This is a genomic window from Streptomyces sp. TLI_185 (genome assembly GCF_003814765.1).
Lineage (GTDB): Bacteria > Actinomycetota > Actinomycetes > Streptomycetales > Streptomycetaceae > Streptomyces.
This window is the reverse complement of the sequence record NZ_RKRB01000001.1, coordinates 1009508-1023979: the sequence shown is the minus strand read 5'-3', so window position 1 is coordinate 1023979 and position 14472 is coordinate 1009508. Positions and strand designations below refer to the sequence as shown.

At 71.0% G+C, this 14472-nt stretch carries 9 protein-coding genes; all 9 read left to right on the top strand.

The genetic code is table 11. The features are described from left to right. Positions 1 to 101: 101 nt before the first annotated feature. From EDD92_RS04730 to EDD92_RS04690, 9 genes are read left to right on the top strand one after another with little or no spacing between them, the layout of a single operon-like run. Positions 102 to 1418, top strand: a complete 1317-nt coding sequence (locus EDD92_RS04730) for a nucleotide sugar dehydrogenase (protein WP_123963136.1) — start codon at positions 102 to 104, stop codon at positions 1416 to 1418. Then, positions 1375 to 2673, top strand: coding sequence for a glycosyltransferase family 4 protein (locus EDD92_RS04725; RefSeq protein ID WP_123963135.1), 1299 nt, complete (start codon positions 1375 to 1377; stop codon positions 2671 to 2673). The genes EDD92_RS04730 and EDD92_RS04725 overlap by 44 nt, the downstream gene beginning before the upstream one ends. Continuing rightward, complete coding sequence (locus tag EDD92_RS04720; RefSeq protein WP_123963134.1) at positions 2670 to 4040, top strand: polysaccharide biosynthesis protein; 1371 nt, start codon at positions 2670 to 2672, stop codon at positions 4038 to 4040. Before EDD92_RS04725 ends, EDD92_RS04720 begins: the two co-directional genes overlap by 4 nt. Then, complete coding sequence (locus EDD92_RS04715) at positions 4037 to 5551, top strand: Wzz/FepE/Etk N-terminal domain-containing protein (protein ID WP_123963133.1); 1515 nt, start codon at positions 4037 to 4039, stop codon at positions 5549 to 5551. The genes EDD92_RS04720 and EDD92_RS04715 overlap by 4 nt, the downstream gene beginning before the upstream one ends. A 3-nt stretch (positions 5552 to 5554) precedes the next feature. Then, complete coding sequence (asnB, locus tag EDD92_RS04710) at positions 5555 to 7489, top strand: asparagine synthase (glutamine-hydrolyzing) (protein ID WP_123963132.1); 1935 nt, start codon at positions 5555 to 5557, stop codon at positions 7487 to 7489. 17 nt (positions 7490 to 7506) lie between these two features. Beyond that, complete coding sequence (locus EDD92_RS04705) at positions 7507 to 9687, top strand: bi-domain-containing oxidoreductase (protein WP_123963131.1); 2181 nt, start codon at positions 7507 to 7509, stop codon at positions 9685 to 9687. Beyond that, on the top strand, positions 9684 to 11642 hold the full coding sequence (locus EDD92_RS04700) for an alginate lyase family protein (RefSeq protein ID WP_123963130.1): 1959 nt from the start codon (positions 9684 to 9686) through the stop codon (positions 11640 to 11642). The genes EDD92_RS04705 and EDD92_RS04700 overlap by 4 nt, the downstream gene beginning before the upstream one ends. Before the next feature lie 8 nt (positions 11643 to 11650). Beyond that, positions 11651 to 13189, top strand: coding sequence for a right-handed parallel beta-helix repeat-containing protein (locus tag EDD92_RS04695; protein ID WP_123963129.1), 1539 nt, complete (start codon positions 11651 to 11653; stop codon positions 13187 to 13189). A 1-nt stretch (position 13190) separates the two neighbouring features. Next, positions 13191 to 14471 carry an O-antigen ligase domain-containing protein gene (locus tag EDD92_RS04690; protein ID WP_123963128.1) on the top strand — a complete coding sequence of 427 codons (1281 nt, stop codon included), beginning with the start codon at positions 13191 to 13193 and terminating at the stop codon, positions 14469 to 14471. Position 14472: the final 1 nt, after the last annotated feature.

Below are 14472 nucleotides of genomic sequence, written 5' to 3'. Positions count from 1 at the left end.
CGCGGGGGGCGTCGTCCGGCCGACATGTGGACGGCAGGCCGCAAGGGCCTGACTGGGGGGACCGCAGGCCACAAGGGCCTGTGTGGGGGGAGGAACGGGTCATGAGAGTCAGCGTTTTCGGGCTCGGCTACGTGGGCTGCGTGTCGGCCGCGTGCCTGGCCAGCATGGGGCACGAGGTCATCGGCGTGGACGTCAACCAGGTGAAGGTCGACCTGGTCAACGACGGCAAGGCCCCGGTGGTCGAGGAGCGGATCGGCGAGCTCATCGCCGACGTCGTGCGGACCGGAGCCCTGCGCGCCACCGGTGACGTCCGCGAGGCGATCATGGACAGCGAGATCTCGCTGATCTGCGTCGGCACGCCGTCGGAGCCCAACGGCAGCCTGTGCACCACGTACTTGGAGCGGGTCACCGAGGAGATCGGCGCAGCGCTGGCCGAGCGGGGCGGGCGGCACACCGTCGTGTTCCGCAGCACCATGCTCCCGGGCACCTGCCTGAACCTGCTGGTGCCGATCCTGGAGAAGAACCTCGGCGGCACGGTCGGGGTGGACGTCGGGGTCGCGGTCAACCCGGAGTTCCTGCGCGAGGGCACGAGCGTGCGGGACTTCTTCGACCCGCCCAAGACCGTCGTCGGCGAGCTCGACCCGGCAAGCGGCGACGCGGTGATGGCGCTGTACGACGGCCTGCCCGGCGAGGTGTTCCGGGTGCCGGTCCCGACGGCCGAGGCGATCAAGTACGCGGACAACGCGTTCCACGGACTCAAGATCGGCTTCGCGAACGAGCTGGGTGCGGTGTGCCAGGCGCTCGGGGTGGACTCGCACCAGGTCATGGACGTGTTCCTGGCCGACCGCAAGCTGAACATCAGTCCCGCCTATCTGCGGCCCGGCTTCGCCTTCGGCGGCTCCTGCCTGCCCAAGGACCTGCGCAGCCTGGTGCACGCGGCACAGCGGGCCGACGTCTCGGTGCCCATCCTCTCCCACGTGCTGCCCTCCAACGCCGACCATCTGCAGCGCGCGGTGGACCTGGTCGAGCGCACCGGCAAGCGCCGCGTGGGAATGTTCGGGCTGTCCTTCAAACCCGGCACCGACGACCTCCGCGAGAGCCCGCTCGTCGAGCTGGCCGAGCGGCTCTTCGGCAAGGGATACGACCTCAAGATCTACGACGCCAATGTGAGCCTCTCCCGGCTGCTCGGCGCGAACCGCGAGTACATCGAGAGCCGGCTGCCGCACCTCGCGCAGCTGCTCGCGGAGTCCGTCGAGGAGGTGCTCGACCATGCCGAGGTCTGCCTGGTCGGGACCAGGGATCCGGCCGTGCTGTCGGTGCTGCCCCATGGGAACGCCCCGGTGATCGTCGACCTCATCCACCTTCCCGACGCCGATGCGCGCCGGACCGAACCGGGGTACGTGGGCCTTGCTTGGTAATGCAATCAGCGGTGAGGGGTCGGGGCGACGCGCCCTGATCCTGGTGGAGAACCTGTCGGTGCCCTTCGACCGGCGGGTGTGGCAGGAGTGCACGACGCTGCGCGACGCGGGCTGGACGGTCCACGTCATCTGTCCGCAGGGCACCAAGCGCGACACGGAGCCGGAGGCCGAGATCGACGGGGTGCGGATCCACCGCTACCCGTTGCGCGCGGCCACCGGCGGACCGGCCGGCTACCTGAAGGAGTACGGATCGGCGTTGTGGCACACGGCCCGGCTGGCCCGCAAGGTCGGCCCGGTCGACGTGGTCCACGCCTGCAACCCGCCCGACCTGCTGTTCCTGCCGGCCCTGTGGCTCAAGCGGCGCGGTGCCCGGTTCGTCTTCGACCAGCACGACCTGGTGCCCGAGCTGTACCTGTCCCGGTTCGACCGCGGCAAGGACCTGCTCTACCGCGGCGTGTGCGCGCTGGAACGGCGGACCTACCGGGCCGCGGACATCGTCCTCGCCACGAACGAGAGCTACCGGGACGTCGCGATGCGCCGAGGCGGCAAGCGCCCGGAGGACGTCTTCGTGGTGCGCAGCGCGCCCCAGATCGAGCGGTTCCAACCGGTGCCGCCCGAGCCGGAGTTGAAGCGCGGCAAGTCTCATCTGCTGTGCTACCTCGGCGTCATGGGCCCCCAGGACGGCGTCGACTACGCCCTGCGGTCCCTGGCGAAGCTGCGCGACGAGCTCGGGCGGACCGACTGGCATGCGGTGTTCGTCGGCTCCGGCGACGCCTTCGACGCCATGGTGGAGCTGTCCAAGAAGCTCGGGCTCACCGAGCAGGTGCAGTTCACCGGCCGCATTCCGGACGCCGACCTGGTGCGCTATCTGTCCACCGCTGACGTGTGTCTTTCCCCCGACCCGCGCAATCCGCTCAACGACGTGTCGACCATGAACAAGGTCCTCGAGTACATGGCGATGGGCCGGCCGATCGTCTCCTTCGACCTGAAGGAGGCGCGCGTCTCCGCCGGTGACGCCGCCGTCTACGCACCCGCCAATGACGAGGCCCGATTCGCCGAACTCGTCGCGGAGTTGATGGACGATCCGGACAAGCGGGCCCGGATGGGCAAGATCGGCCAGGAGCGGATCAGCGGTCCGCTCTCCTGGCAGAACTCACAAGCGTCGCTGCTCGCCGCCTACGCGGCCGCCTGCCGTGACCACACCCCGGTGTCGGCGATCGGCCGGGTCCGGACAGGGAAGAGGCAGCGCAGTTGAGCGAGGACACGATACGCCTGGTCACCATCGGGCGGATATTCCATCGGCGTTGGCGGCTCCTCGCCGTCCTCGCCGTCGTGGGCGCGCTGGTCGGCTTCGGCGCCTCGGTCGTGGTGTTCCCACCGCGTTACACGGCCTCGGCACCGGTGCTGCTGCCGGGACTGTGGGAGGAGCGCGAGCTGCTCACCCAGGTGGACATCGCGACCAGTTCGGCGGTGGTCGACCGCGCGGCCGACACTCTGCACTGGTCCGGCGTCAGCGGCACCGAGCTGCGCGACCAGGTGAGCGCCAAGGCCGCGGACGGGAACATCATCACGATCGCGGGTACGGCCGACACCCCGAAGCGCGCGCAGCAGCTCGCCGACCAGGTGGCCCAGCAATTCGTGCAGTACACCGCGCAGATCGCGGGCAGCGGTACGGACTCCGCAGCGACCACGGCAAACGACGCGCTGCGGAAGAAGGTCGAGGAGACCAACCGCCGCATCAGCGACCTGGCCAAGGCGGCCGACCCGGGTCAGACCGTGGAGAGCGTGCAGGCCCGCACCGCGCTCGAGAACCTGCGCACCTCGCTGGAGGGGGCCATGAAGAAGGTGGCCGAGGCCAACCCGGCGACGAACAAGGCAGGCATGGTCGTCATGGGGCCCGCCGCCCCGCCGACCGGCGAGGCGGCGCCGACGAGGATCCAGCTCATCGTCGGCGGAGCGCTGTTGTTCTTCCTGCTCGCGGTCATCGGCCATCTCGTGGCCGCACGGATGAACCGCCGGCTGCGCACCGAACCGGAGATCGCCGCGGCGCTGGGTTCGACGCTCCTCGGCACCGTCGACGTGGCCGGTGAACGGCGCGCGCACCGGCCGGAAGGCGGCGGCCCACGAGCCCGGATCCGCCGACTCCTCGGCGTCGACACCCCGTGGGACGTACCGGCCCTGCAGAAGTCCGGCGACGAGGCCGGCAGACGGCTCCGTTACCGGCGGGTGTGTGCCCGGCTGAGGGAGCGACTGCCCTCTGCCCAGCGGCTGTTGGTCGTCGTACCCGACGGCGACGAGATCGCCCGCCGGGCTGCGGGACAGCTCGTCGCCGAGGCCAGGAGCGGTCCGACGCTGCGGATGGTGGAGGTCTCGGTGGAGCGCCCGGTGGTGCCGGACCGCGACAACGAGTCCGGCGCGGTGGTGGTCCTCAGTGCGGACAGCTGGACCGCGGAGGAGCTCGCCGGCATCGCGGAGGCATGCGCGGACGGCAGGCACGAGGTTGTCGGCATCGTCGTCGCCGACCTGGTTCGGTCCCGCCCCACGCGGTCCGCCGGCCCACTTCCTGACGACGCCACGCTGGCTCTCGCGGTGCGCGGCCACGCAACGGGAGGTTCAGCATGACGACAAGCACGACTTCGGAGTCGTCGGCCACCCCGCTCATCGACCTGCAGGCGCTGGTGGTGGCGGTGCGCAGGCGCCGCCGCCTGTGGACGGCCATGGCGCTCCTCGGCCTGCTGGCCGGCGCCGCGGTGGCGGTCCTGATGCCGCCGCCGCCGACCGCGGTCACCAAGGTGCTGGTCGCGCACGCGGAGGACCAGCCGAACGACACCGGAACGCTGATCCGCACCGACGTCCAGCTGCTGCAGACCACGCAGATCGCCGACAAGGCCCTGCAGTCCCTGAAGTCCCCGGAAAAACCGGAGGATTTCATGAAGGACTACCAGGGTGCCGGTCTGACCAACAACCTGCTGCAGATCACCGTGACAGGCGACAACGACGCACAAGCGGTGGCCCGCGCCAAGGCACTGGCCGACTCGTTCATCGCGGACCATGTACGGCGGATGCGGGACACCGCGCAGGCCGAGGCCAAGGCCCTGCTGGACCAGCGTGACCGCATGCGGGTCGAGCTCGCCCAGGTCAACAAGGAGATAGGAAACCGATCGCCGGACAGCGACCCGAAGGCGTCGGCGGGCATCGAGTCGCTCTTCGCCCGCCGGGCCGAACTCAACTCGCGCATCTCCGACTTCGACCAGCGCGCCGCGGACGCGCGCACCGGCACGCCCCAGGTCATCGCCGGCACGCAGATCGTGGACACACCGCGCGCGGTGCGCCACTCCCTGCCCAAGGCCCTGGTCACCGAAGCCGCGGTCGGGCTCGTCCTCGGCCTCGTCCTCGGGCTCGCGCTGGCCGCCGTCGGCACGGTGGTGGCGGACCGCCCCGTGCTGCGCCGGGACATCGCCGCGAACCTGGGCGCCTCGGTCATCGCGGAGCTGCCCCGCCGCTCGGGCAAACTGTGGCAGCGCCGACGCACCCGGGTGACACGCGAACGGCTCACCGCGACCCTGGCCCGCACCGCGGGTGACTCCGCGGAACCGGTGTCGCTGCTGGAACTGGGCTGCGCGCGCAGCACCGGCGTGATCGCCCTGGATCTCGCCAGGGCCATGGCCGCGCAGGGACCGGTCACCGTCGTCGACGGTCTGCCCGGCGCACAGCTCGAAGGCCGCAAAAAGCCAGGGGATCCGACCGTGGTCGGTGGCGAGCGTGCCGCGACCCTGTCGCCTCAGGAGCGCCGCATCGGCGTCGGCTCGGTGGCGCCCGGCACGGCATGGACCGACCTCCGCCACCTCGGCACCCAGACCGTGCTCGTCGTGCGGGCCGGACACGGCAGCGCCGCCTGGCTGCACACCGTCGCGCGGCAGCTCGCGGACCAGCGCATCCCGGTGATCGGTGTGGTGCTGATCGACCCCGATCCGCGCGACCGGACCGACGGCACCCTGTGGGACGGGCTGCACATCGCGCTGCGCGGCCGTGCCGAGCGGTCGACCCGGCACAACGGCACCAACCAGCCGCGGACGGAGCGGCAGCCGATCTGGGCCGCACGCGTCCCGGGCAACGACCAGGACGGGCGGTAGGACATGTGTGGCATCGCAGGCACTTACCGCTGGCCGGACGGAAAGGTCGTGACCGACCGGCTCACCGAGACCCTCGCCCACCGCGGCCCGGACGGGGCGGGCCGGTACGGCCACCCCGTCGGTGACGGCGAGGTGCACCTCGGGCACCGCCGCCTTTCCATCATCGACCTGACCGAGACCGGCGCCCAGCCGATGGTCTCCGACGGTCTCGCCCTGACGTACAACGGCGAGCTGTACAACGCGCCCGAGCTGCGCGCCGAGCTGGCAGCCTCCGGGGTGCGCTTCCGCGGCACCTCCGACACCGAGGTGCTGCTGGAGGCCTGGCGGCGCTGGGGCACGGACTGCCTGCCCCGGCTGCGCGGCATGTTCGCGTTCGGGATCTTCGACGAGCGCACCGGTGAACTGGTCCTGGCACGCGACCAGTTGGGCATCAAGCCGCTGTTCCTGCTGCGGCGCGGCGAGGGCCTGGTGTTCGCCTCCGAACTGAAGGCGCTCGCCGCCGCCACCGGCGGAAAGCTGGAAGTGGACCACGCGGCGCTCGTGGCCTCCCTCCTCTATTACTGGGTGCCGGACTCGCGCTGCGCGTTCCGCGAGGCCGAGAAGCTGCCGCCGGGCAGCTGGCTGCGGTGCCGGCCCGACGGCCGGGTGGAGCGCGGCCGGTTCTGGGACCTGAAGGACGTCGCCGCCGAGGGCCGGGAGCGGGCCCGCGCCGGCGAACAGCCCGACCTGGCCGCCGTCGTCGAGGAGTCCACCCGGCGCCACCTGCTCTCCGACGTACCCGTGGCGACCTTCCTCTCCGGTGGCCTCGACTCCAGCTATCTGACCGCGCTGGCGGCCCGCCACCAGCCGGGGATCTCCGCCTACACGATCGGCTTCCGCGCCGAGGACGCCAAGTTCGAGGCGATGCCCGACGACCTGCGCTACGCCCGGCAGGTGGCCGCCCGGTTCGGCGTCGACCTGCACGAGATCGAGATCGCCCCGAACGTGCTCGACCTGCTGCCGCAGATGACGTACAGCCTGGACGAGCCGATCGGCGACCCCGCCGCGATCAACACGTTCCTGATCTGCACGGCCGCACGCGAGGCCGGGGTCAAGGTGATGCTCTCGGGGATGGGCGCCGACGAGCTGTTCGCCGGGTACCGCAAGCACCTGGCCAACCTGATCGCGCTGCGCTACCAGCGCGTCCCGCGGCCCCTGCGGCGCGGGGTGTCCGCGGCCGTGGGCCGGCTGCCGGTCGCCACCTCCCGCCGGGGGTTCCGGTCGGTGCGCTTCGCGAAGCGGTTCCTGTCCTTCGCCGATCTTCCGGAGGAGACCGCGTTCCGACGCAGCTACACCATGTACGACCAGGAGGAGCTGCTCGCCCTGCTCGATCCGGACCTGGCCGGGACGGTCGACGACGTGCTGACCGAACATCAGGACGTCTACCAGGACAACGACCTCGACGACTTCGTCAACCGCATGTGCCTGACCGACGCCCGGATGTTCCTGCCGGGCCTGAACCTCACGTACACGGACCGCTCCAGCATGGCCGCGTCGACCGAGGTGCGGACGCCGTACGTGGACGTCGAGGTGGTCAGGGCGGCGTTCGCGATCCCCGGCGACCGCAAGATCGTCGGACGGCAGGGCAAGGCGGTCCTGAAGGAGGCGGCCACCTCGATCCTGCCCCGGGAGATCGTGTACCGGCCCAAGGGCCTGTTCAGCGCCCCGCTGCGGGCCTGGATGAGCCGGGATCTGGCACCGCTGGTGCGCGAGGTGGTCAACGACGGCGAGCTCGTCCGTTCCGGGATCCTGCGCCGCGACGCACTGAAGCGGATGGTCGCCGAGGACGCCGCCGGGCAGCAGGACTTCTCCAAGCATCTGTGGCATGTGCTGACCCTCGAGTACTGGTATCGCGACGCGACCTCTGGGTCCGGCCAGAGCACTCGGCAAACGGCTTAGGAATCAGGGGAGTTCGAGTGAAGCAGGTTGTACAGAACTACAAGAGCGGCGAGCTGGCGGTGCTCGACGTTCCGGTGCCGGGGTGCAAGCCGGGCGGTGTGCTGGTCCGCAGCGCCTACTCGCTGATCTCCACCGGCACCGAGATGATGAAGGTGTCCGAGGCGGGCATGTCGATGCTGGGCAAGGCCCGCTCCCGCCCGGACCAGGTGGCCAAGGTCATGCAGAGCGTGGCCACCAACGGGGTGCCCGCCACCTACCGCAAGGTGATGGGCAAGCTGGACTCCTACACGCCGCTGGGCTACTCGCTGTGCGGGGTGGTCGAGCAGGTCGGCGCCGGGATCGACGACGTGAAGGTCGGCGACCTCGTGGCCTGCGCCGGCAACGAGCACGCGCTGCACGCCGAGCTCAACTGGGTGCCGAAGAACCTCTACGTTCCGGTGCCGGACGGCCTCGCGCCCAGGCACGCGGCCTTCGGCACCGTCGGGTCGATCGCGATGCAGGGCGTCCGCCAGGGCGAGCCGCAGCTCGGCGAAGTGGCCCTCGTCATCGGCCTCGGGCTGATCGGGCAGCTGGTCGTGCAGCTCCTGGCCGCCTCGGGAGTCCGCGTCGTCGGCGCCGACCCCGACCCGGCGCGCTGCGAACTCGCCGAGCGCCTGGGCGCCGCGGCGTGCGGCGACCCCGCCTCCGCCGCCGTGGAGAACGCCGTCGCCGAACTCACCGACGGCCACGGCGTGGACCAGGTGTACCTGGCCGCCGGCGGCGGCAGCAACCAGCCCGTCGAGCTGGCCGCCAAGTTGGCCCGGGACCGCGGCCGGGTCGTCGACATCGGCAAGTGCCGCCTCGACCTGCCGTGGAACGCGTACTACGAGAAGGAACTCGACGTCCGCTTCTCCCGCTCGTACGGCCCCGGACGCTACGACCCGGAGTACGAACTGGAGGGCCGCGACTACCCGATCGGCTACGTCCGCTGGACCGAGCGCCGCAACCTGGCCTGCTTCCTCGACCTCGCCGCCCGCGGCAAGATCGACGTGGAGCCCCTGATCTCCCATGTCGCCGACTTCGACGACGCCGTCGAGACCTATCAGCGCCTGAAGGACGGCGACCTGAAGGCCATCACCGCGCTGTTCCGATACCCCGAACAGGCGGGGGAAGCGGAGGAGGCGAAGGCCCCGGTGGTGGCCGTGCCCGGGGTGAACGTCAAGCCGAACCCGGCTCGCGCCGCCAGGACTCCGGTGAAGCTGGCGTTCGTCGGCGCCGGGAACTACGCGACGTCGATGCTGCTGCCGCACCTGGCGCAGCGCGAGGGCGTCGAGTTGTCGACCGTCGTCACCACGACCGCGCTGTCCGCGGCCAACGCGCAGCGGAAGTTCGGCTTCGCCGACGCGACCACCGACCTCGACGCCGTGCTCGGCGACAAGTCCATCGACGCGGTGTTCGTGGTCACCCGGCACAGCTCGCACGCCGAACTGACCCGGCAGGCACTGCTGGCCGGCAAGACGGTGTTCGTGGAAAAGCCTCTGGCGCTCACCGAGGACGAACTGTCCGGCGTGCTCGCGGCGGTGGAGGAGTCCGGCAACGACCGGCTGCAGGTCGGCTTCAACCGCCGCTTCGCGCCTCTGCTGCAGGAGGCCAAGCAGCGGTTCGGTGCCCGGAGCGGCCCGGCGAGCCTGCGCTACCTGGTCAACGCGGGCCAGCTGCAGCACGGCAGCTGGTACCTCCAGCAGGGCACCGAGGGCTCGCGGTTCGCCGGTGAGGGCGGGCACTTCATCGACACGGCGAGCTGGCTGCTCGACGCCGACCCGGTCTCCGTTTACGCGGTCGCCCCGTCCGGCAACGAAGACCTGCAGGTCGTGCTGCGCTACCCGGACGGGTCCACCGCCACCATCAGCTACGTCACCACTGGCGCGCCCGGCTTCCCCAAGGAGACGCTCGACCTGGTCGCCGACGGCAAGGTGCTGCGCCTCGACGACTTCGTCCGTGCCTCGGTGTACGGCCGCAAGAAGTGGGTCAGTTCGAGGCTGCCCAAGGCCCGGGACAAGGGCCAGAACGCCGAACTGGCCGCGTTCATCAAGGCCGTGCGGACCGGCGGACCGATGCCGGTGCCGCTTCAGTCGCTGGTCGCCACCACGGCGGCCACCCTCGCCGTGCAGGCCGGCCTGGCCGGCGGCGCACCGGTGACGTTGGAGAACGCACGATGACGATGAGCGCGGGCTGGTACCTGCGACGGCTGTCCCGGATGGGACCGCAGGAGGTCGCGGGCCGGGTGGGCGACACGGTGCGCAGACGGCGCTGGCGGTCGGCGCCGCCGAACTGCCCGAGCGTGACCGGCGCCCGGTTCACCGCGGTACTGCCCGCCGGGGCGATCGCCGCGGTGCCGTCGGACGCCGCGAAACGCCTGGTGGCCGAGGCGGACCGGCTGATGGACGGGCACGTCGAGTACTTCGGGGTGGCCCGCGACGACCTCGTCGACCCGGACTGGTGGTACGACCCCAAGACCGGGCGCCGGGCCCCGTCGGGCTACGCCTTCGACGTGCCGTACCGCAGCGAGGACGCGGTCGGGGACATCAAGCAGATCTGGGAGCTGTCCCGGCACCACTACCTCACCCAGCTCGCCGCCGCCTATGCGATCACCGGGGACGAGCGGTACGCCGAGCGCGTGGCCGAGCACCTGCGGTCGTGGTGGGAGGCCAACCCACCGCTGCGCGGCGTCCATTGGATCAGCGGCATCGAGCTGGGCATCAGGCTGCTGTCCTGGGTGTGGGTGCGCCGGCTGCTCGACGGCTGGCCGGGCGCGGCCGCGCTGTTCGAGGACAACCCAGTGGCGCTGAACCAGATCTGGCACCATCAGCGCTGGCTGGCCGCCTTCCCCAGCCGGGGGTCGTCGGCAAACAACCACGTCATCGCCGAGGCCGCCGGACAGTTCGCCGCGGCCTGCGCGTTCGGCTGGTTCCCCGCCTCGGAGCGCTGGCGGGCCGACGCCCTGCGGTCGCTGGAGCGGCACCTGCGCAGCAACACCTTCCTCTCCGGAATCAACCGTGAGCTGGCCTCCGAGTACCACGGCCTGGTGCTGGAACTCGGCCTGGCCGCGCTGGCCGAGGCGGACGCCGCGGGCGTGCCGGTCCCCGGGACCGTGCGCCTGGTGCTGCTGCGGATGACCGACGCGCTCGCGGCCGTCGTGGACAACCGGCTGCGGCCGCCGCGCCAGGGCGACGCGGACGACGGGCACGGTCTGGTCCTGGACGGCGCGGGCACCGACCGCTGGGGTTCGCTGCTGTCCACCGGGGAGGCAGTGTTCGGCCGGCTCGCCTGGTGGCCGGCCGTGACCGGCACCGATGTGCGCACCCCCCTGCTGGCCGCGCTCATCCGGCCGTATCAGAAAAACGGAACCGGACCGGCCGTGTCCCGCCCGGCAAACCGGCCGGGTCACTTCGCCGATGCGGGCATGACCATCCTGCGCGGCCCGGAGGAGATCTGGTGCCGCTGCGACGGCGGCCCACACGGCTTCCTGTCCATCGCCGCGCACGCCCACGCGGACGCGCTGTCCGTGGAGGTCCGCCACGACGGGGTCGACGTGCTCGCCGACCCGGGGACGTACTGCTACCACGGGCAGCCCGAGTGGCGGCAGTACTTCCGCTCGACCCTCGGCCACAACACCCTTGAGCTGGACGGCGCCGACCAGTCCGTCTCCGGCGGCCCGTTCCTGTGGACCCGGCATGCCGAGAGCCGCGTCCTGGTCGCGGACCCCTCCGGCGAGGGGGCGGCCCGCTGGAGCGCGGAGCACGACGGTTACGAGGGTTCGGTGCACCGCCGCCAGGTGGAACTCACGGCCGAAAGCCAGGAGTTGAAGGTGGTCGACGAGGTGCGCGGCCCGGGCGGGGCCGTGCGTCTGGCCTTCCACCTCGGCCCGGCGATCACCGCGGACCTGGTGGACAACCGGGCCGAGCTCACCTGGACCAGGGACGGCGAGGACCGCCGCGCGGTGCTCGACCTGCCCGGACAGCTGTCCTGGCAGGCGCATCGCGGCGAGACCGATCCACCGCTGGGCTGGTACTCCTCAGGATTCGGGCGCAAGGAACCCGCCACGACCCTGGTCGGCACGGGCTTCACCGACGGCACGGAGGGCTTCACCACCGTGCTCAGGTTCCGCGGCTAGGGGGGCACGTGGCGATCAAGAGGCGGCACTGGGCGTGGGCGGCGGCACCGCTGACGCTGGCCCTGCTGGCGTTGACGGGCTGTGACGGCACGCAGCGCGCCGAGGCAAAGGCGACCGCTGCGCCCACCACTTCCGGGGCGCGGTCCACGTCCGTGGCCCGGGTGTGCGCCAAGCCCGAGGCCGGTCCGGAGAAGGCGCCGGCGGGCGCGGTGACGGTCGACCCCGCGAAGGTCGGTGACCTGGCGGCGAAGACCAAGAGCAGCCCCCCGAGCACCACGTTCTGGCTGCGACCGGGCAAGCACAGGCTCGACGCCGACCGCTACGCCCAGGTCGTCCCCAAGAAGGGGGACCGCTACCTCGGCGCGCCCGGCGCGGTGCTCGACGGCCGGAAGATCAACCAGTACGCGTTCGCCGGCACCGCCCAGGGCGTCACCATCCGCTACCTGACCGTGCAGGGTTTCGTCCCGCCGCAGAACGAGGGCGTGGTCAACCACGACTCGGCCGACGGGTGGGTGATCGAGCACGCGACGATCCAGAACAACTCCGGTGCCGGGCTGATGGCCGGTGCCCGCCAGCAGGTCCGCGGCAACTGCCTGCGCGCCAACGGCCAGTACGGCATGAACGCCTACAAGGGCAGCGGCCGTATCAGCGGCCTGGTGGTCGAGGGCAACGAGATCGTGGGCAACAACACCGGCGACTGGGAGCGGCGGCAGCAGGGCTGCGGCTGCACCGGAGGCATCAAGTTCTGGGCCGTCGACGGAGCCGACGTAACAGGCAACTGGGTGCACGACAACCGCGGAACCGGGTTGTGGGCGGACACCAACAACAATGACTTCCGCATCGAGGACAACGTGCTGGAGGCCAACGACGGCGCCGCGCTGATCTACGAGACCAGCTACAACGCGGTCATCCGCAACAACACGATCCGGCGGAACAACTGGGTCGAGGGCCGCAAGGCAGCCGGCCGCGGCGACAACTTCCCGTTCGCGACCGTCTACCTGTCCGAGTCCGGCGGCGAACCGCGGATCAAAGCCCGCACCGACAAGATCGAGATCTACGGCAACCTGCTGGAGAACAACTGGTCCGGGATCACCCTGTGGGAGAACGCCGACCGGTTCTGCAACAGCCCGGCCAACACCTCCTCCGGCGACTGCACGTTGCTGGTGAAGAAGACCGGCCGCTGCGGGAAGCCGGCGATCGCCAAGGCACCGCTCTACGCCGACTGCCGGTGGAAGACCCAGCGGGTGGACATCCACGACAACCGCTTCGTGCTGGACAAGGCCGTCATGAAGTGCACGACGAAGTGCGACCGCATGGCGGTGCTCTCCAACTACGGCACCTATCCGGACTGGTCGCCGTACAAGGGCGAGAAGGTGGCCGAGGCGATCACCCTCAAGCAGCACAACCGCTGGCACGACAACGTCTACGTCGGGCCCTGGGCCTTCGTCGTTCACGACCCGAGCAAGGTCCTCGACTTCCAGGGCTGGCAGGGCGCGCCGTACCGGCAGGACGCGGGCAGCACCTTCAGCGGACAGGCCGGTGGTTGAGATGAGCACGCTGTCCGGCACAGAACCGCGCCCTGCCGGCACATCCAGGATCATCGGGATCGTGTGGGGGCTGCTGGTCCTCAACACGCTCGGCTCCGCCGGGGCGAAGACCATCGTGCCGCTGCCCCGCTCCCTCATCCAGATGGTCACGATGGGCGCCTTGGTCGCCGCGTTCACCCTGGCGCTCGCGGTCAATCTCCGGCTGCGCATCCGATCCAGCGCGTACGTCTTCATGCTCACGCTGCTGCTGGTGTCGAGCGTGATCTCCAGCGCGAATCTGGAGTCCGGGTTCGGCGCGCTGTTCCGCTGCTTCCGGCTGGCTCTCTTCGTCGGCACACTGTGGCTGCTCACCCGCTGGTGGGACGGCGGCCTCACGTTCGTCCGGCACCACATCCGGATGTACTTCGCGGTGCTCGGATCGGTGGCTGCAGGACTTGCCGTCTCACCGGGTGCGGCCCTGCCCGACCTCTACGGCGGACGCCTGGTCGGCGCGTTGTGGCCGCTCACCCCGCCGCAGATCGGACAGTACGCGGCGGTGATCATCGGGCTCACCGTGCTGCTCCTCCTGGGCCGCCGGACCGACAAGAAGGGTGCGGCGGTGGTCATCGTGCCGTCCCTCGTCCTGCTCGCCCTGACCCATACCCGCACGGCCACGCTCGGCCTGCTCGTCGGGCTGGTGCTGGCGATCGGCTCGCTCCTGCTGACCAGCGCCGCCGCCCGCCGCTTCTTCACCTGGGCGGTGCTGTTGGCGACGGTGGCCGCGGTGGGGTTCGCCTCCATGCTCCAGTCGTGGTTCCTGCGCGGACAGAGCAAGGAGAACTTCTCCAGCCTCACCGGCCGCGCCAAGGTCTGGGACGCCCTGCTGTCCGCGCCCCGGTCGACTTCGGAGCAGCTGTTCGGCGTGGGCCTGGGCGACAAGTCGTTCGGCGGGCTGCCGATCGACAACAGCTGGCTGGCCGTCTACAACGAGCAGGGTCTGATCGGCGTGACCCTGGTCGCGATCATCATCATCGTGCTGGGCGGCGTCGCGTTGCTGCGGCCGCCGTCGCTGCAGCGGGCCTGCGCGATCTTCCTGATCAGCTACTGCGCGATGGCCTCGTACACCGAGGCCGGTCTGGGCGACGCCTCGCCGTATCTGCTGCATCTGGCGCTGGCCGCCTCGCTGCTGGCGGCACCCGCCGAGGCCGCCGTCCTCTCGACGCCCGAAGTACCTCGGCTTTCGACACGCGAAGTCCCTCGACAACGCGTCCCGCGCTGGGCCCGTGGATCGGAGGTGACCTGAG

Coding starts and splice junctions, on each gene's coding strand:
- EDD92_RS04690 (WP_123963128.1), top strand. CDS start 13,191: ATGAGCACGCTGTCCGGCACAGAACCGCGCCCTGCCGGCACATCCAGG.
- EDD92_RS04715 (WP_123963133.1), top strand. CDS start 4,037: ATGACGACAAGCACGACTTCGGAGTCGTCGGCCACCCCGCTCATCGAC.
- EDD92_RS04725 (WP_123963135.1), top strand. CDS start 1,375: ATGCGCGCCGGACCGAACCGGGGTACGTGGGCCTTGCTTGGTAATGCA.
- EDD92_RS04730 (WP_123963136.1), top strand. CDS start 102: ATGAGAGTCAGCGTTTTCGGGCTCGGCTACGTGGGCTGCGTGTCGGCC.
- asnB (WP_123963132.1), top strand. CDS start 5,555: ATGTGTGGCATCGCAGGCACTTACCGCTGGCCGGACGGAAAGGTCGTG.
- EDD92_RS04700 (WP_123963130.1), top strand. CDS start 9,684: ATGACGATGAGCGCGGGCTGGTACCTGCGACGGCTGTCCCGGATGGGA.